The 17252-nt window shown below is 54.7% G+C and carries 18 protein-coding genes; 15 read left to right on the top strand and 3 right to left on the bottom strand.

Annotation, left to right across the window (positions count from 1 at the left end; translation table 11 throughout):
• Nucleotides 1-240 precede the first annotated feature (240 nt).
• Nucleotides 241-846 carry a plasmid pRiA4b ORF-3 family protein gene (locus O8B93_RS12045; protein ID WP_269710252.1) on the bottom strand — a complete coding sequence of 202 codons (606 nt, stop codon included), beginning with the start codon at nt 844-846 and terminating at the stop codon, nt 241-243.
• A 385-nt stretch (nt 847-1231) separates the two neighbouring features.
• On the opposite strand from O8B93_RS12045, the gene O8B93_RS12040 reads away from it, so the two are divergent.
• The 12 genes from O8B93_RS12040 (at nt 1232) to virG (ending at nt 11658) form a co-directional block, all read left to right on the top strand.
• Nucleotides 1232-1969, top strand: coding sequence for a type IV secretion system lytic transglycosylase VirB1 (locus O8B93_RS12040; protein WP_269710251.1), 738 nt, complete (start codon nt 1232-1234; stop codon nt 1967-1969).
• Nucleotides 1969-2334, top strand: coding sequence for a pilin major subunit VirB2 (virB2, locus tag O8B93_RS12035; protein ID WP_269710250.1), 366 nt, complete (start codon nt 1969-1971; stop codon nt 2332-2334). Before O8B93_RS12040 ends, virB2 begins: the two co-directional genes overlap by 1 nt.
• Nucleotides 2334-2660, top strand: a complete 327-nt coding sequence (locus O8B93_RS12030) for a type IV secretion system protein VirB3 (RefSeq protein ID WP_269710249.1) — start codon at nt 2334-2336, stop codon at nt 2658-2660. Before virB2 ends, O8B93_RS12030 begins: the two co-directional genes overlap by 1 nt.
• A complete protein-coding gene (virB4, locus tag O8B93_RS12025) occupies nt 2660-5029 on the top strand; it encodes a type IV secretion/conjugal transfer ATPase VirB4 (RefSeq protein WP_269710248.1) in 2370 nt (789 codons plus the stop codon). The genes O8B93_RS12030 and virB4 overlap by 1 nt, the downstream gene beginning before the upstream one ends.
• 16 nt (nt 5030-5045) lie before the next feature.
• A complete protein-coding gene (gene virB5 / locus O8B93_RS12020; protein WP_269710247.1) occupies nt 5046-5708 on the top strand; it encodes a pilin minor subunit VirB5 in 663 nt (220 codons plus the stop codon).
• A gap of 100 nt (nt 5709-5808) precedes the next feature.
• The gene (locus tag O8B93_RS12015) at nt 5809-6696 is read left to right on the top strand and encodes a type IV secretion system protein (protein WP_269710246.1); all 888 of its coding nucleotides are present in this window, start codon (nt 5809-5811) and stop codon (nt 6694-6696) included.
• Nucleotides 6578-6898 (top strand): type IV secretion system lipoprotein VirB7, encoded by a 321-nt coding sequence (locus O8B93_RS27935; RefSeq protein WP_405049057.1) that lies wholly within the window; start codon nt 6578-6580, stop codon nt 6896-6898. Before O8B93_RS12015 ends, O8B93_RS27935 begins: the two co-directional genes overlap by 119 nt.
• Nucleotides 6885-7598, top strand: a complete 714-nt coding sequence (locus O8B93_RS12005; protein WP_269710244.1) for a type IV secretion system protein VirB8 — start codon at nt 6885-6887, stop codon at nt 7596-7598. The genes O8B93_RS27935 and O8B93_RS12005 overlap by 14 nt, the downstream gene beginning before the upstream one ends.
• A complete protein-coding gene (gene virB9, locus O8B93_RS12000) occupies nt 7595-8476 on the top strand; it encodes a P-type conjugative transfer protein VirB9 (RefSeq protein ID WP_269710243.1) in 882 nt (293 codons plus the stop codon). The genes O8B93_RS12005 and virB9 overlap by 4 nt, the downstream gene beginning before the upstream one ends.
• Nucleotides 8473-9606, top strand: a complete 1134-nt coding sequence (gene virB10, locus O8B93_RS11995) for a type IV secretion system protein VirB10 (RefSeq protein ID WP_269710242.1) — start codon at nt 8473-8475, stop codon at nt 9604-9606. The genes virB9 and virB10 overlap by 4 nt, the downstream gene beginning before the upstream one ends.
• Nucleotides 9607-9646: 40 nt before the next feature.
• Complete coding sequence (gene virB11 / locus O8B93_RS11990; RefSeq protein WP_269710241.1) at nt 9647-10681, top strand: P-type DNA transfer ATPase VirB11; 1035 nt, start codon at nt 9647-9649, stop codon at nt 10679-10681.
• Between the two features lie 215 nt (nt 10682-10896).
• Nucleotides 10897-11658, top strand: coding sequence for a two-component system response regulator VirG (gene virG / locus O8B93_RS11985; RefSeq protein ID WP_269710308.1), 762 nt, complete (start codon nt 10897-10899; stop codon nt 11656-11658).
• A 139-nt stretch (nt 11659-11797) separates the two neighbouring features.
• On the opposite strand, the gene O8B93_RS11980 is transcribed toward virG, so the two are convergent.
• Together O8B93_RS11980 and O8B93_RS11975 are read right to left on the bottom strand one after the other, a co-directional pair.
• Nucleotides 11798-12406: a conjugal transfer protein VirC2 gene (locus O8B93_RS11980; RefSeq protein ID WP_269710240.1), complete on the bottom strand. Its 609-nt coding sequence runs from the start codon at nt 12404-12406 to the stop codon at nt 11798-11800.
• A gap of 2 nt (nt 12407-12408) precedes the next feature.
• A complete protein-coding gene (locus O8B93_RS11975) occupies nt 12409-13104 on the bottom strand; it encodes a conjugal transfer ATPase VirC1 (RefSeq protein WP_269710239.1) in 696 nt (231 codons plus the stop codon).
• Nucleotides 13105-13372: 268 nt separating this feature from the next.
• Between O8B93_RS11975 and virD1 the strand changes: the two genes are divergently transcribed.
• From virD1 to O8B93_RS11960, 3 genes are read left to right on the top strand one after another with little or no spacing between them, the layout of a single operon-like run.
• The gene (gene virD1 / locus O8B93_RS11970; RefSeq protein WP_269710238.1) at nt 13373-13816 is read left to right on the top strand and encodes a T-DNA border endonuclease subunit VirD1; all 444 of its coding nucleotides are present in this window, start codon (nt 13373-13375) and stop codon (nt 13814-13816) included.
• Between the two features lie 33 nt (nt 13817-13849).
• Complete coding sequence (locus O8B93_RS11965) at nt 13850-15184, top strand: T-DNA border endonuclease VirD2 (protein ID WP_269710237.1); 1335 nt, start codon at nt 13850-13852, stop codon at nt 15182-15184.
• Between the two features lie 14 nt (nt 15185-15198).
• Entirely contained in the window at nt 15199-17241 is a 2043-nt protein-coding gene (locus tag O8B93_RS11960; RefSeq protein WP_269710236.1) for a protein virD3, read from the top strand.
• Nucleotides 17242-17252: the final 11 nt, after the last annotated feature.

Here is a 17252-nt window from a genome sequence, read left to right as displayed (position 1 = left end):
AGGTTGGCGACCATTTGCTGAAGATTTTCTATGCGATCTTCCGTGAGCAAGGTGAGATGTTCGTCTAGCTCGCACACGGGAGCATCGTCATATGCTGAGAAGTAGCCATCCTGAACTAACATCTCGATGGCATAATTGCGCAAAAACCTTAGCCCCATCGAATCTTGTGGCTGTCTACCTGAGTGCATGAGGACGAAGTACCGACAACCCAAATCATTGCCTAGCTTTTCGCGGGTTTGATCAATGTTGTTGGTTCCGACTTTTTGCAAAGCCCACTTTTCCGAGCGTTCGGCGGTGAGCGAGTTTAGCAATACGATCCTGGACGACGTCGACGCTGATATCGGCGGGATCGAAGGGCCCGCCATACCAACGCGTGAATTGGCGATGCTGAGGATGCCGCGGCCTAGCCATTGCTTTCAGGAACTCCGTGAAGCCGCTTTTTCCGCCAACGTCCTCCGGTGGTGCCCTGTGCTCGCCATCGAGGAAGCACGGATATTCAAGGGCGGGATTTGCAGCTTCGATCTTGATGGTATGCTGCCAGTAATCACCAAAGTCATATGTGTAGGTGAAGGTCGATACACCGCGATCGACGAGTGCTGCAATGCGGACATTGCGAGCCGCATAGGTCTTGCGGCCGTAGGCGCCTTCGGGACCTGGCGCATCATATTGCCTACCACCGGCCTCAAACTCGAAAAGGTGATAATTTTCAAACAACATCATGGCCTGGATGACGTCGTGAAGGGCCTTGAGGCTCAAGCTAAGCGATACCTCGACTCTGCGCCAGATCACTGGCTCCATCTCGTTAAGTTGGACATATAGCCGCGCAATGCGATCGCAAGGGGTCATGAGGCCAAAACCATGGTTGAGCGTTGACGGTTGTGTTGATCGTGAGGAGATCGAACCATACCCGCTTCCGCATTTCCATTCGCATTCCGATCCATACTGGAGCCGCGATTTCCACGTTTGGCATTGCATCAAAAGACGTCCATCACCGCGAGGTACGCAACCCTACGTCCGTGGCATTCTATATCCTTGCAGTTGCTTCAGAGCGTCGTCTCTCACCGGCGAGTGCTTAGGGTGATTGAAAAATGGATTTCGCTTCAAATGAAATCGAAAAGAAGAAATCGAAAATCCTAGCGTAACCGACCCTCACGATAATCGTAAACATCAGATGACGGCATCTCTTTCGACCGAAGGGGCTGTGTTGGTTATGAGCGCGGGGAGATAAGAAATGTTGAAGGCAGCGGGGCCACTGTCGATCGTCTTGTGGGCTTCCACTTGCCCGTCGAGCCACTCAGCGCCCCTGTCATTTGCTGAGTTCAATTATTTCGCACGCGAATGCGCCCCATCCGTTGCTCCATCCACGCTTGCAGCGATCGCTGACGTCGAGAGCCGCTTTGATCCGCTTGCGGTGCATGACAATACCACTGGCGAAACGCTTCACTGGCAGAATCACGCACAGGCAACGCAAGTCGTGATGGACCGTCTTGATGCACGGCATTCGCTGGATGTCGGGCTCATGCAGATCAATTCCCGGAATTTTCGCGTGCTCGGTCTGACGCCCGACGGCGCTCTTCAACCGTGTACCTCACTATCCGCCGCCGCTAGCTTGCTTGAGAGCCGCTATGCTGGCGGCCACACGGCGGACGAAGAGCAATTGGCGCTTCGTCGGGCAATCTCCGCCTATAACACCGGTGATTTCACGCACGGCTTCGCGAATGGCTACGTGCGAAAAGTTGAGACGGCCGCTCAACAGCTCGTTCCCTCGTTAACCGAGCGTTCAAAAGACGATCGCGAGAAACCAAGATCCGAGGAAACATGGGATGTTTGGGGTTCATACAAGCGCCGTTCTCAGGAGGGTGGCGCTGGCGGTTCATCCGGTCCACCGCCGCCTCCAGACCAGGACCACCGCAAATCCGAAGACGACAATCAACTCTTGTTCGATTTAAACAAAGGAGATCCGCAATAATGCGATGCTTTGAGAGATACCGAGTACATCTGAATCGCCTCTCCCTGTCGAACGCGATGATGCGCGTGGTATCTGGCTATGCGCCGAGCGTGGGCGGCGCAATGGGTTGGAGTATATTCTCCTCAGGCCCGGCCGCAGCCCAATCTGCGGGTGGCGGCGCTGACCCAGCCACAATGGTTAACAATATATGCACGTTTATCCTTGGTCCGTTCGGCCAGTCACTGGCTGTTCTCGGCATTGTGGCCATTGGAATCTCCTGGATGTTCGGGCGGGCTTCGCTTGGTCTCGTTGCCGGCGTCGTCGGCGGCATCGTCATCATGTTTGGAGCTAGCTTCCTCGGCAAAACGCTGACCGGCGGTGCTTGATGAATGATCGCCTGGAAGAAGCGACCCTCTACCTCGCGGCGACACGGCCCGCATTGTTTCTTGGGGTGCCACTGACATTGGCGGGGCTATTCATGATGTTTGCCGGCTTTGTCATCGTGATCGTTCAGAACCCGCTTTACGAAGTCATTCTCGTCCCCTTGTGGTTCGCAGCGCGGCTCGTCGTGGAGCGAGACTACAACGCGGCCAGCGTCGTTCTGCTGTTTTTGCAGACGGCAGGAAGGAGCGTTGATGGTCTTATCTGGGGCGGCGCAAGCGTTAGCCCAAATCCGATCAAGGTCTCCGCACGAGGGAGAGGAATGGCGTAATGTTCGGCGCAAGTGGCACGACCGAAAGATCCGGTGAGATCTATCTACCCTACGTTGGGCACCTCAGCGACCACATCGTCCTTCTCGAAGATGGATCGATCATGACGATGGCGCATGTTAGTGGCGTCGCCTTCGAGCTCGAGGATGCTGAAATGCGCAATGCACGTTGTCGTGCATTCAATACGCTTTTGCGCAATATCGCGGATGATCATGTGTCTATATATGCTCACCTCGTACGTCATGACGATGTGCCACCATCGGCGCCGCGACATTTCCGCAGCGCGTTCTCGGCCAGCCTGAGCGAAGCTTTTGAGCAGCGCGTGCTCTCCGGCCAGCTCCTTCGCAATGACCACTTCCTAACGCTGATCGTGTTTCCTCAGACTGCGCTTGGCAAAGTAAGGAGGAGGTTCAACAAACTTTACAAGAAAAAGGAAAACGATCTCTCAAGTCAAATCAGGAACTTGGAAGATCTTTGGCATGTTGTCGCTGGCGCTCTCGAAGCTTACGGCCTGCGTCGTCTTGGTATTCGTGAGAAGCAGGATGTGCTTTTCACGGAGATTGGTGAAGCGCTGCGGCTAATAATGACTGGTCGGTTCACGCCGGTTCCGGTCGTCAGTGGCTCACTCGGTGCTTCAATTTATACCGACCGAGTCATTTGCGGCAAGCGAGGACTAGAGATCCGAACACCAAAAGACAGTTACGTTGGATCTATCTACTCGTTTCGCGAATACCCGGCAAGGACGCGACCGGGCATGCTTAACACTTTATTGTCTCTCGATTTTCCACTCGTTCTGACGCAGGGCTTTTCATTCCTGACACGCGCGCAAGCGCACGCGAAGCTTAGCCTTAAGTCGAGCCAGATGGTGAGTTCCGGTGACAAAGCCGTTACCCAAATCAGCAAATTATCGGAGGCGGAGGACGCACTGGCGAGCAACGAATTCGTTATGGGGTCACACCATTTGAGCCTTTGCATATATGCAAACGATCTCAATAGTCTCGCCGACAGAGGTGCTCGGGCCCGGACGCGATTGGCGGATGCAGGGGCCGTGGTTGTCCAAGAGGGTATTGGCATGGAAGCGGCTTACTGGTCGCAATTGCCGGGAAACTATAAGTGGCGCACACGTCCAGGCGCAATCACCTCGCGAAACTTCGCCGGTTTGGTCTCTTTCGAGAATTTTCCCGAGGGCGCCGACTCAGGCCACTGGGGCAACGCGATTGCGCGCTTTCGCACCAATGGCGGAACGCCTTTCGATTACATCCCGCATGAGCACGACGTTGGCATGACGGCGATATTCGGCCCAATCGGAAGGGGCAAGACGACGCTCATGACTTTCATCCTCGCCATGCTCGAGCAAAGCATGGTTGACCGCGCAGGTGCAATCGTCTTCTTCGACAAGGACCGGGGCGGTGAATTGCTGGTTCGTGCCACTGGAGGAACATATTTGGCACTTCGCAGAGGCGCGCCGAGCGGATTGGCGCCGTTGCGTGGCCTGGAAAATACAGCAGCCTCACATGATTTTCTGCGCGAATGGATCGTAGCTCTCATTGAGAGTGATGGCCGCGGTGGAATATCCCCCGAAGAGAATCGCCGTTTGATGCGGGGTATCCATCGACAACTCTCGTTCGATCCACATATGCGTTCAATCGCGGGGTTACGTGAATTTCTGTTGCATGGGCCCGCCGAAGGCGCGGGAGCGCGACTCCAACGCTGGTGCCGAGGCAATGCGCTGGGTTGGGCATTTGACGGCGAGCTTGACGAAGTAAAGTTGGATCCTTCGATTACTGGTTTCGATATGACGCATCTTCTCGAATATGAGGAGGTATGCGCTCCCGCCGCTGCATATCTCCTCCATCGAATTGGAGCCATGGTCGACGGCCGCCGGTTTGTGATGAGTTGCGATGAGTTTCGCGCCTATTTATTAAACCCTAAATTTTCGGCGGTCGTCGATAAATTCCTGCTTACCGTTCGCAAAAACAACGGGATGCTAATACTGGCAACGCAGCAACCGGAGCATGTTCTGGAATCGCAGCTAGGCGCTAGCCTGGTTGCGCAATGCATGACGAAGATTTTCTATCCATCACCTACCGCAGATCGATCGGCTTATGTTGATGGACTGAAATGCACCGAAAAAGAATTCCAAGCGATCCGTGAAGACATGGCAGTGGGTAAGCGGAAGTTCCTGCTTAAACGAGAGAGCGGAAGCGTCATCTGCGAATTTGATCTGCGGGAAATGCGCGAATATGTCGCCGTACTTTCGGGGCGCGCCAACACGGTACGCTTCGCGGATCAGTTGCGCGAGGCGCAAGGAGATAACCCATCCGCCTGGCTCAGTGAATTCATGGCCCGTTACCACGAAGCAAAAGATTGATCAAAGGTAGGAAACTATGAAGACGACGCGACTTATTGCAGCGGCTTTGACCGTAAGCCTTCTTTGTGTTGGATCCGCGCGGGCGCAGTTCGTTGTTAGCGACCCCGGGACGGAAGCCGAGACGCTGGCAACGGCGCTCGCAACTGCGGAAAATCTCACTCAGACTATAGAGATGGTTACAATGCTGACGTCGGCCTACGGCGTCACTGGACTGCTAACTTCGCTCAACCAAAAAAATCAGTATCCCTCTACCAGGGACTTGGACACGGAAATGTTTTCGCCGCGAATGCCAATGTCGACCACGGCACGTGCGATCACCACCGATTCAGATCGCGCCGTAGTTGGTGGCGACGCTGAAGCGGATCTGTTGCGATCACAGATCACCGGTTCCGCAAATAGCGCCGGCATTGCGGCTGACAACCTAGAGGCGATGGACAAACGCTTGACGGCGAATGCTGAGACGTCTGCACAGCTTTCTCGCTCTCGCAATATCATGCAGGCAACCGTCACCAACGGTTTGCTTCTCAAGCAGATCCATGACGCAATGATTCAAAATGTACAGGCGACCAGCTTGTTAACGATGACCACCGCGCAGGCTGGCCTTCACGAGGCGGAAGAGGCGGCCGCTCAACGCAAGGAGCATCAAAAGACCGCTGTCATCTTTGGGGCAGTCCCCTGAGACTGGGCGACTTATTCGTGCCGCCCATCCGCACACTTCAGGATGCGAGTTCATTGTATCCGACATTCTGCGACAAGCCGGTCAAGGTCAGGTCCAAACGATGAATTTCACGATTCCGGCGCCATTTACGGCCATTCATACGATCTTCGATCTAGCCTTTACGGCAAGCCTGGACACAATGCTTGGGACGATCCAGGAGGCGGTGAGCGCGCCATTGATCGCCTGTGTCACTCTTTGGATTATCGTTCAGGGTGTTCTAGTCATGCGTGGCGAAATCGACACGCGCGGCGGTATCACTCGGGTGATCACGGTGACCGTCGTCGTCGCCCTCGTCGTCGGGCAGGCCAACTACCACGACTATGTGGTTTCAGTCTTTGAAGAGACGATCCCGAACTTTATTCAGCAGTTTAGTGGCAGCGGTCTGCCTTTGCAGACCATTCCCGCTCAGCTGGATACAATGTTCGCCCTAACCCAAGCCGCATTTCAGAAAATTGCTTCCGAAATCGGCCCGATGAACGACCAGGACATCCTTGCTTTCCAGGGGGCTCAGTGGGTCTTTTACGGCACGCTCTGGTCTGCCTTCGGAATCTACGACGCCGTCGGAATTCTCACGAAGGTGCTTCTCGCGATCGGCCCTCTGATCCTAATAGGATATATCTTTGATCGCACTCGCGACATCGCGGCCAAGTGGATTGGGCAACTTATCACCTATGGTCTCCTGCTTCTCCTGCTAAACCTTGTGGCGACAATAGTCATCCTAACCGAAGCGACTGCGCTCGCGCTTATGCTTGGTGTAATCACCCTTGCGGGTACGACCGCGGCCAAGATCATTGGTCTGTACGAGCTCGACATGTTCTTTCTGACCGGTGATGCGCTCATTGTCGCTTTGCCGGCAATCGCCGGCAACATCGGAGGCAGTTATTGGAGCGGCGCGACCCAATCTGCCAACAGTTTGTACCGCCGCTTCGCTCAGGTCGAGCGACGTTAGGTCGCGCGAAAAATTCGCGTTAATGGAGAACTCTATGAAATATTGCCTGCTGTGCCTGGCTCTCGCTTTAGGCGGCTGCCAGACAAACGACAAACTGGCGAGCTGCAAAGGCCCAATATTCCCGCTGAATGTGGGGCGATGGCAGCCTACTCCGTCAGATCTTCAGCTCAGCAATGCGGGTGGACGCCATGAAGGGGCCTGAATATGCCTTGCTAGTGGCGCGCGAAAGCCTGGCCGAGCACTACAAGGAAGTGGAAGCTTTTCAAACCGCGCGTGCGAAATCGGCGCGACGTCTCTCCAAGGTCATTGCAGCTGTCGCAGCCGTCGCGGTTTTGGGGAATGTTGCTCAAGCCTTCACTATCGCCACCATGGTGCCGCTGATCAGGCTTGTGCCCGTATATCTATGGATACGGCCGGACGGCACCGTTGACAGCGAGGTGTCCGTCTCGCGATTGCCTGCAACTCAGGAAGAGGCCGTCGTTAACGCCTCGTTGTGGGAATATGTTCGGCTGCGCGAGAGCTATAATGCCGATACCGCTCAGTACGCCTATGACCTGGTATCGAATTTCAGCGCCCCAACAGTGCGTCAAGATTATCAGCAATTCTTCAACTATCCCAATCCCAATTCGCCTCAAGTCATTCTTGGCAAACGCGGCAGGCTAGAGGTCGAGCACATCGCTTCAAATGATGTTACTCCGGGTGTGCAGCAAATTCGCTACAAACGGACCCTCGTCGTCGACGGCAAAATGCCGGTAGTGAGTACGTGGACTGCGACAGTTCGCTACGAAAAGGTAGGCAGCTTGCCCGGCAGGTTGAGACTGACCAACCCGGGAGGTTTGGTTGTCACCTCCTACCAGACATCGGAAGATACCGTTTCGAACGTAGGTCATAGCGAACCATGACGAAAAAAGCATTTCTCATTCTGGCATGTTTACTTTCCGCTGCGACGGGCGCGAAGGCCGAAGACGCGCCAACGGCGGGCAAGCTTGATCCGCGCATGCGTTATTTGGCTTATAATCCCGATCAAGTGGTGCGCCTATCGACGGCGGTTGGAGCCACTTTGGTTGTTACATTCGCGGCTAACGAAACGGTAACAGCAGTTGCCGTTTCCAATAGCAAAGATCTCGCCGCCCTACCGCGCGGAAATTATCTATTCTTCAAGGCTAGCCAGGTTCTCCCGCCTCAGCCAGTGGTCGTGCTAACCGCAAGCGACTCTGGGATGCGCCGTTACGTTTTCAGTATAAGTTCCAAGACGCTGTCACACCTCGATAAAGAGCAGCCCGATCTCTACTACAGCGTCCAATTCGCTTACCCCGCCGACGACGCGGCGGCTCGCCGAAAGGAGGCACAAGAGAAGGCTGTTGTGGACAGACTGCACGCGGAAGCACAATATCAACGGAGAGCCGTGGATTTATTGGATCAGCCTACCACGACCGTTGGTGCGACGGACAATAATTGGCACTACGTCGCCCAAGGCGATCGTTCGCTGTTGCCACTCGAAGTCTTCGATAATGGATTTACGACGGTATTCCACTTTCCAGGCAATGTACGCATACCCTCCATCTACATCATCAATCCGGATGGCAAGGAAGCTGTCGCGAACTATTCAGTGAAAGGGAGCTATGTCGAAATTCCTTCGGTTTCCCGTGGTTGGCGTCTGAGGGACGGCCACACCGTACTATGCATCTGGAATACCGCTTACGATCCCGTTGGCCGAAGGCCGCAGACGGGCACTGTGAGGCCTGATGTGAAGCGCGTCCTAAAGGAGGCGAAGGGATGAACAACGACAATCAGCAATCGACACATGGGGTCGATGCATCTGGATCCCTGGTCTCCGACGCACATCGCCGGCGCCTTTCGGGGTCTCAAAAGTTAATCGTAGGAGGTGTCGTTCTCGCGCTATCATTAAGCCTCATTTGGCTCGGTGGGCGTCAAAAAAAGGAGAGTGGGAACGCATCGCCGTCAACCATGATCGCCACGAACACCAAGCCGTTTCATCCGGCTCCTATTGGTGTTACGCCGGATCCTCCGGCGGTCCAGGAAGCCGTTCAGCCGGCTGCTCCTCCACCAACACGAAGCGAGCCGGAGCGACATGAGCCGCGGCCGGAAGAAACACCGATTTTTGCGTATACCAGTGGTGATCAAGGGATCAGCAAGCGCGCTAGTCAGGGCGACATGGACCGAAGACACGAAGGCAAGGGGGGAGACAGCTCCTTGCCGAACGGCGAAATGTCCGCTGAGAATGATCTGTCGATACGTATGAAACCCACGGAGCTGCAGCCCAGCAGGGCCACGCTCCTGCCACATCCGGATTTCATGGTGACGCAAGGGACGATTATTCCATGCATCTTGCAAACGGCGATCGACACAAATTTGGCAGGCTATGTAAAATGTGTGTTGCCCCAAGATGTTCGTGGAACAACAAACAATGTCGTGCTTCTTGATCGTGGCACCACCGTCGTCGGCGAAATCCAGCGCGGTCTACAACAGGGGGACGCCCGCGTTTTTGTGCTGTGGGATCGCGCGGAGACACCCGACCATGCCATGATCTCGCTTGCATCGCCAAGCGCAGACGAACTCGGTCGCTCGGGATTGCCGGGCACGGTCGATAACCACTTCTGGCAGCGCTTTAACGGGGCCATGCTCTTGAGTGTTGTGCAAGGCGCCTTCCAGGCAGCTAGCACCTACGCTGGCAGCTCGGGTGGCGGGATGAGCTTCAACAGCTTTCAAAACAACGGTGAACAAACAGCTGACACAGCCCTCAAGGCCACCATCAACATACCGCCAACCCTGAAGAAAAATCAGGGTGATACGGTCTCTATTTTCGTGGCACGGGACCTCGATTTCTCAGGCGTTTACCAGCTTCGCATGACTGGCGGTCCGGCGCGGGGGCGGGATCGCCGCCGCTAACGAATTCAACTTTTCGCTTATAAATGGGGATAGAATAGAAATGGAGGTGGATCCGCAATTACGCTTCCTTCTCAAACCGATTTTGGAGTGGCTCGATGACCCGAAGACCGAAGAAGTTGCGATAAATCGACCTGGAGAGGCATTTGTGCGCCAAGCCGGCATCTTCACCAAGTTGCCTCTGCCTCTGTCTTATGATGATCTCGAAGATATCGCTATTTTAGCGGGCGCGTTGAGAAAACAGGACGTCGGACCACGCAACCCCCTCTGCGCCACTGAACTTCCAGGTGGCGAGCGGCTACAAATCTGTCTGCCGCCGACCGTCCCGTCGGGCACCGTCAGCTTGACGATTCGACGGCCAAGCTCCCGTGTTTCTGGTCTTAAAGAAGTCTCGTCTCGTTACGATGCTTCGAGGTGGAATCAGTGGCAGACACGAAAAATGCGCCAAGATCAGCATGATGAAGCTATCCTTCAGCACTATGACAACGGGAATCTGGAAGCGTTTCTACATGCATGCGTCGTTGGTCGGCTGACGATGCTGCTCTGCGGTCCCACTGGGAGCGGCAAGACAACGATGAGCAAGACCTTGATCAGCGCTATCCCGCCACAGGAAAGGCTGATCACCATCGAAGATACGCTCGAACTCGTCATCCCACACGAGAACCACGTAAGGTTACTCTATTCTAAGAACGGGGCTGGGCTGGGTGCCGTGACCGCCGAGCACCTGCTCCAGGCTAGTCTGCGCATGCGACCGGACCGAATATTGCTCGGCGAGATGCGCGACGACGCCGCATGGGCTTATCTGAGCGAAGTCGTCTCAGGGCATCCGGGATCGATTTCCACAATACACGGCGCCAATCCCATTCAAGGTTTCAAAAAGCTGTTTTCACTCGTGAAAAGTAGCACGCAAGGCGCTAGCTTGGAAGATCGTACACTGATTGACATGCTCGCAACGGCGATCGATGTCATCATACCCTTCCACGCCTACGATGACGTTTACGAGGTGGGCGAAATCTGGCTTGCGGCAGAGGCTCGCCGCCGAGGCGAGACAATAGGCGACCTTCTCAATCAACAGTAGTTGTTGCTTTCCTCAAAATCTCGTGGGATTTGTTACAAAATTACATTTGTAGCAAAGCCTAGCAATCTTTGTCATCGAATTGAAACATCTCGTTAGCATTTTTGTCATGCACGGGCTGGCCGAAATTTTGCCGGAGTGCCCGTATAGTGAGAAAAAATTGACGAGTGGAGTCTAACGCATACATCCTTTGCATGCATAGATTCTGTGAGCTGCAAATTGCTGGCCAGGATCCTAGATTGAAAGGTGAACCGTTGAAACACGTTCTTGTCATCGATGACGATGTCGCTATGCGGCATCTTATAGTTGAGTATCTTACGATACATGCTTTTAAGGTGACCGCGGTAGCCGACAGCAAGCAGTTCAATCGTGTGCTCTCTTCCGAGACCGTCGATGTCGCGGTTGTCGATCTTAATTTGGGTCGCGAAGATGGGCTTGAGATCGTTCGCACGCTGGCGACCAAGTCCGACGTCCCGATCATAATCATTAGCGGTGATCGCCTTGAGGAGGCGGACAAAGTTGTCGCGCTCGAGCTGGGAGCAACCGATTTTATTTCCAAGCCGTTTGGGACCCGCGAGTTCCTGGCGCGCATCCGTGTTGCGTTGCGTGTGCGGCCCAACGTCGCGCGAACGAAAGATCGACGCTCATTTTATTTCGCTGACTGGACCCTTAACCTTAGGCAACGCCGTTTGATTTCGGAGGAGGGCGCTGAGGTGAAACTCACTGCCGGTGAATTTAATCTTTTGGTTGCTTTCCTAGAGAAACCGCGCGACGTCCTATCACGCGAGCAGCTTCTGATCGCCAGTCGAGTGCGCGAGGAGGAGGTATATGACAGAAGTATTGACGTCCTCATATTGAGGCTCCGCCGAAAACTCGAAGAAGACGCAGCAAACCCTCAGTTGATCAAGACTGCAAGAGGCGCCGGCTATTTCTTTGACGCTGACGTGAATGTTTCCTATGGAGGCATGATGGCGGCGTGACGCAGTGGTGCATATTGCCGTGGCAGCTTGCTCCCAAAGTGAACTGATTGTTCCGCAGCCTGACCAGACTGTCTCCACTCCGCTCTATCCGAGCACATCAGTACCGCGAAGTGATCGGATAGACCCCCTTTTTCAAAGGTCAGCCTTTAGTTTTCCTCTCTCCTGCAAAGAAAGATGCAAGCGCGGCCGTAGCCAGTTTGTGGCCAAAAGCCCGCGCAGTCTCCAATCCCAATGGATCAAAATGATTGCGAGCTATTTCCAGTAGCGATACCGGGAACATGCGGGAGGTCTGAACGATGATAGATTTTTCGGAAATTGCCTGGGGGATCGGATAACTTTTCGGAGCCGCGCGAAACGATCCGTCCGCCAGCATGTTCTCGAAATCGCCGAGCGCGCGTCGCAAGATCATCTGCAGTGACTTGGAAGCGCTGTATTGCAGAACCAAGTTATCGTATATTTTCGATACCTCAGGCGCGGGCGGCCGCGCCGAAAGAAAGACCTGGATTTTTTCCTGCGGCGCAATGGAACTAAGCGCATCCACAGTCAGTATTGATTGCCGATCGGGGTTGTGACGACGCTTGGTGATGGCAGGAGGAGGTCGTCGATCTTCCTGGTTGGCCTTTTCAGGTAACTGCGGAAGGGCCAAGTTTTGGGAGGAAAGAGGCAAGTTTGGATGGACGATCTCGGGTCGAGCGGCGGCAAGCCGCCTGGCTTCGCCGACAGACAAAGCGGGTTTGCGAATCCCCATTTTCAAGCCTCCAAGGCTTCGCCAATCAAGTTCGAAATCGTCACGAGTTCCTCCATCGCAATCCTGAGATTCCGCTCGAGGAGGCGCATCGTGGGATCGTTTCTCATGTTCAGCAATGTGAGATGCAACATGCCACGTTCCTTCATCGCGGCAAATGCGTCTCTCTCGTGCATAGGAGATTGCACAACAGGAAGACTCGCCAGCATGTCTGACATCGCGCGCTGCGACGTGGTAAGTCGACCAACCGGGACACGTTGGCGCAATACAGCTGTCGGAACTACGAGGTTCTCGCTCAGCAGCAGCTCGATGACATAGCGGTAGGTCGATAGTGCTTCATCGATGTCGAGCGGAGTTAACATGGTGGGGATCAGAAGCAGGTTTGAGCTAGCAATGATCGTGTTGTTGAGTTCGCTCGAACCGCCATGTGTATCGGCAAGCGCATAATCAAAACCCTGAAGCTCGGCATCCTCATAGGCCGCCTCAAGAAGCGACATTTCTTCAGCGGCGTAAACCTCGCACGAAGAATCCCAAGTACTGCTGCGCAGGGCGTTTTCTTTCCATCGTGTTAGCGGCCGATTTTCGTCGGCATCGAAGAGAGCCACTCGTTTGCCGTCACTTGCAAAGGCGGCACAAAGGCCCATGAGTGCCGTCGTTTTGCCGGCGCCTCCTTTAAAAGAGCAAAATGTCAGAAGTTTCATGTCTTTACCCTGTGGACGTTGTGAAACGGAAGTGCGTCTGTATTTTTGTTTGTGTGTATGAAGTTTCGGTTGCTAATGAATAAAAGCATATATCCGATTTTATATTTCATTATCATGATAGAACAATTGCAAATGTAACAATATAAATAGAAATATTACTCATGTATTGTTGATTTCATTGTCTGTGAGGCTAGGTTTCCATTCGTGCCGACGCGGAAAGTTCACGACGGACAAGTGCAGATTGTTCCGTTTTTCTATGGAGGATGCTATGTCGCAAGGCAGTAAGTCCACTTCAAACGACATTGCCATCAGCCAGCTTGAGCGCGTGAAGGTTGAAGGCTTCAAGGTTGTGAGCACCCGATTGCGATCGGCGGAATATGAGAGCTTTTCTCAACAAGCACGCCTGTTGGGACTCTCCGACAGCATGGCCATGCGAGTTGCGGTGCGGCGCATTGGCGGCTTTCTCGAAATCGATCAAGAGACTCGTCGGAAGATGGAAGCCATACTTCTGTCTATCGGAACGCTCTCAACCAATGTTGCCGCGCTGCTATCTGCCTATACGGAAAATCCGCAATTGGACGTGGAGGCACTGCGAGCCGAGCGTATCGCTTTCGGCGAATCATTCGCTGAGCTCGATGGCTTGCTCCGTTCTATTTTGTCCGTATCCCGGCGACGGATTGATGGTTGCTCGATGCTGAAAGACGCCTTGTAGCACTGACGTTACACCTGCCGGGGAGCATGTTGGATGCCCGATCGAGCTCAAGTTATCATTCGCATTGTGCCTGGTGGTGGGACCAAGACCCTTCAACAGATCATCAATCAGTTGGAGTATCTGTCCCGCAAAGGCAAGTTGGAGCTGCAGCGTTCAGCCCGGCATCTCGGCATTCCCCTACCGCCGGATCAAATCCCCGAGCTTGCCCGAAGCTGGGTTCAGGAGACTGGAATTTATGATGAAAGTCGGCCAGACGAGGAAAGGGAACAAGAGTTAACCACCCATATAATTGTAAGCTTCCCAGCGGGTACCAGCCAGGCGGCAGCTTATGAAGCGAGCCGGGAGTGGGCGGCCGAGATGTTTGGATCAGGCAATGGGGGTGGCCGTTACAGCTATCTTACTGCCTTTCACATCGACCGAGATCACCCGCACCTGCATGTCGTGGTCAATCGTCGCGAACTCTTGGGACATGGCTGGCTGAAGATATCTAAGCGCCATCCACAGCTGAATTACGACGCCTTGCGCATAAAGATGGCCGAGATTTCGCTTCGCCATGGCATTTTTCTCGATGCGAGCTCGCGAGCAGAACGTGGTATCTTTGAGCGGCCGCTCACTTATGGCGAATTTTGGCGCCTTGAGCGGCAGGCCCGCCATATTCGGTTCGAAGACACAGATTTGGACCAATCGCAAGGAGATCATCCAGAAGCCGATCAACCCTCCGATCCACCGCCGTTTGAAGCATTCGCGAGCGGATCCAATGGTGTGCCTCGATCCAACAATCCGCAAGATGAGGCACACCTTCGTTTCCAGGGGCCGGCTGAATTCAATAATGAAGGTGACCGTCGCGTGCGCATGCCATTGGAGACTGAGCGTCTTGCCGAACCAACCGTTTCCGAAACCATTCTCGCGGGCAACATAGGGGACGGCTCTCCGCGTGCTGCCGAGGATTGCGCGCGCCACGTAAACGGAGATTCCGGTACTCCTCGCTCAGTAACCGAAGCTGTTATCAACACGGCCGGCGAGCGACAGCGGCGCTCAAAACGACGTCGCGAGGACGAAGCAGGGCCAAGTGAAGCAAAACGCGCCAGATTGAACGCCGAGGAAGTTGGACCCGAGGCAGATGCCGGCGGGCGGGCGGGTCGCAATGACCTCCTCACATCGCAGACCGAACCGTCCCGGCCATCTTCTTTGCCGGACATTGTCCATGGCAACAATGCGATCGATCCGTTGTCCGCTGCAGTCGATCTCCAGCAACGGAGGGGGCCTGCTTCAAAGCGTCCGCGTGAAGATGACACTGGGGAATCGAGTGAACGCAAACGGGCAAGAGATGAGCGCAGCCAGGATGGGCGCGGAGGACTTAGGAGATAGGAAAGGGCCGAATCATGGCAAATGAACAGTTGACGAGACGCGGTACTCGTCCCGCTCCTATGGCCTTGAACGATGAAGGGCGTGGGGCCGCATCGATCTCCATCTCTGCACAATCGATCGATGCTCGGGATGACAGAAGGGATACGTCTATCCCAACCGGCTTATCAAGATCGCCAAATGCAGGTATTCTGCCAAACATCCCAGAAACATCGGCGAGCGGCCTGCGGCCTGCTGCGGCGCAGCCTAGCACCTCTGCGATCCCGCGAGGATTATCCGAACCCAGAACGAACTTACCCGCAATTTTGCGGAAGAATAACGGCGAGTTCCGCACCGCTATGCAGTACATGCTCGAGCTTGAACGGGAAAGTTTTGGCAAGCGCGACAGGGAAGCTGCTGCGTTGCCAGATTTAGGAACAAGGGGCACAAAACGATCGCGCGAAATTGACCATCCTGGCAGTGCAACCGGATCGACCATGCGACGGCAAATCGGCTTGGGCAGAGAGATAGACACTATTTCGGCATCTTCGCCCGTGGACGGCGGTTTAAGGGGCGCGCATTCGTCGAACAAGCAAGGCACGCCGGAATCGCGTGAGTATAATGGTCAGCCATCGACGGACAGAGCTCAGGAAACGTCGCAGGGAAGTTCGACGCTGCCGGGTGCCACTTCTGTTTCCGCTCTCTATTCGGGGCCACTCGCAGAATGGTTCGGGAGAGATACCGGCTACGACACGGATAGAAATTCGGATGACACGATCTCGGCGCCGACTAGAGGGCTCGAGGAGCTCGATGCTACCGCGGACAGCCGATACCTTGGGAATGAAGCTCAGAGTCTCTCAGTTCATGTAACCACACCACTTTCGGATGTGGAGGCAAGTTCTCCCGGCGTCGAGCACACTCAAATTCTCGACGAAACCAGCAGTGCTCGCTCGGGCGAACTGGTTAGCGATGCCGATGGCGGCACAATCCTCGAATTCCCTGATGATCCTTCACCGCGCGCGCAAAGGTCGTCACAAACAACCCGCAATGATTCCCCTGAGTGGACCGACGCCGCTCTGGCAGAAATCGATGCAGTATTTGAATCTTTCTCCAAGACGTCCCTGGCGGGAGGGAGCGTCGCACTGGATTTGCGTGAGCCCGGATCTGGCGGCGCTTTGCAGAAGGACGATGTTGGTGGCAGCGTAGATGGGATGCGCGCTAACAGGGAGACACATATTGTTCCGGGTGATCGGCATTCGCCGCAAGCTCCGGAGTTCTCTGGAGGGGAGTTCCATGGCTCCCCTGAGTGGACCGACGCCGCTCTGGCGGAAATCGATGCAATCATCAAATCTCACTCCGATAGATCCTCATCGATGCAGAATGCCGCACCGGAATTGTTTGGGGCGGGCTTAAACGGCCTCTCGCAGAAAGTAGGCGTTGTCGAGGGCACAGAGAGGATGTCGGACCATAGTGCGACACCCATCAGATCGAGCAATGTGCATTCGCCGACTATACAGACGTCATCACAGCCAAGTCCCGAGGGCTTTCCGAATCTAGGTGACGTCGAATGGGCGCGTCTTGAACAGTCAGCACGGATCGCAGCATCTGCTGCTGAAAAGGGAAAGCAACAAATCTCGTCCAGAGCTGATCCGGGGCCTGGTCTCGGCAACTCTTCTGCTGCCCAGGTTAGCCACCGATCATTCGCCCCGACGGTCCACGATGACAATCCGTCCACCTCTTCGTGGTTTCGCGAGGCAGAAATGATTTGTAACAAATTAGTAGAGAACACTTACCTGACGCCGACCGTCTACGGTTCTGGGACGCGAAATGACATCGAAAACACAATCACAAAATTTGGCGACGTTGCTCCTGCTCAGAGGCAAGACAATCTTGGTAGAGCGATCATGTCAACGCCCGTTCGTGAGGTGATACCTAGCGCCAGTCGGGAGCGACAACAGATTGCCCATGCGACAGGACACTCCGAAGCGGATGACATCCAGAAACGCAGCGACAGGCATGAGACGCGGCAGCCTTATATGAGGGGGTTGGATTTGCGTTCACGCGAAGGTTACGGACGATAAGTCCTGGATTG

Source organism: Martinezella rhizogenes (assembly GCF_027460065.1).
In the GTDB taxonomy this organism is placed as follows: Bacteria; Pseudomonadota; Alphaproteobacteria; order Rhizobiales; family Rhizobiaceae; genus Agrobacterium; species Agrobacterium rhizogenes_C.
The sequence above is the reverse complement of the archived record's forward strand: the minus strand, read 5'-3'. Positions and strand labels throughout refer to the sequence as shown.

Bases quoted from the DNA above. Each gene is read 5' to 3' on its own strand.
- O8B93_RS12045 (WP_269710252.1), bottom strand. From the start codon at position 846: ATGACCCCTTGCGATCGCATTGCGCGGCTATATGTCCAACTTAACGAG.
- O8B93_RS12040 (WP_269710251.1), top strand. From the start codon at position 1,232: ATGTTGAAGGCAGCGGGGCCACTGTCGATCGTCTTGTGGGCTTCCACT.
- virB2 (WP_269710250.1), top strand. From the start codon at position 1,969: ATGCGATGCTTTGAGAGATACCGAGTACATCTGAATCGCCTCTCCCTG.
- O8B93_RS12030 (WP_269710249.1), top strand. From the start codon at position 2,334: ATGAATGATCGCCTGGAAGAAGCGACCCTCTACCTCGCGGCGACACGG.
- virB4 (WP_269710248.1), top strand. From the start codon at position 2,660: ATGTTCGGCGCAAGTGGCACGACCGAAAGATCCGGTGAGATCTATCTA.
- virB5 (WP_269710247.1), top strand. From the start codon at position 5,046: ATGAAGACGACGCGACTTATTGCAGCGGCTTTGACCGTAAGCCTTCTT.
- O8B93_RS12015 (WP_269710246.1), top strand. From the start codon at position 5,809: ATGAATTTCACGATTCCGGCGCCATTTACGGCCATTCATACGATCTTC.
- O8B93_RS27935 (WP_405049057.1), top strand. From the start codon at position 6,578: ATGCGCTCATTGTCGCTTTGCCGGCAATCGCCGGCAACATCGGAGGCA.
- O8B93_RS12005 (WP_269710244.1), top strand. From the start codon at position 6,885: ATGAAGGGGCCTGAATATGCCTTGCTAGTGGCGCGCGAAAGCCTGGCC.
- virB9 (WP_269710243.1), top strand. From the start codon at position 7,595: ATGACGAAAAAAGCATTTCTCATTCTGGCATGTTTACTTTCCGCTGCG.
- virB10 (WP_269710242.1), top strand. From the start codon at position 8,473: ATGAACAACGACAATCAGCAATCGACACATGGGGTCGATGCATCTGGA.
- virB11 (WP_269710241.1), top strand. From the start codon at position 9,647: ATGGAGGTGGATCCGCAATTACGCTTCCTTCTCAAACCGATTTTGGAG.
- O8B93_RS11980 (WP_269710240.1), bottom strand. From the start codon at position 12,406: ATGGGGATTCGCAAACCCGCTTTGTCTGTCGGCGAAGCCAGGCGGCTT.
- O8B93_RS11975 (WP_269710239.1), bottom strand. From the start codon at position 13,104: ATGAAACTTCTGACATTTTGCTCTTTTAAAGGAGGCGCCGGCAAAACG.
- virD1 (WP_269710238.1), top strand. From the start codon at position 13,373: ATGTCGCAAGGCAGTAAGTCCACTTCAAACGACATTGCCATCAGCCAG.
- O8B93_RS11965 (WP_269710237.1), top strand. From the start codon at position 13,850: ATGCCCGATCGAGCTCAAGTTATCATTCGCATTGTGCCTGGTGGTGGG.
- O8B93_RS11960 (WP_269710236.1), top strand. From the start codon at position 15,199: ATGGCAAATGAACAGTTGACGAGACGCGGTACTCGTCCCGCTCCTATG.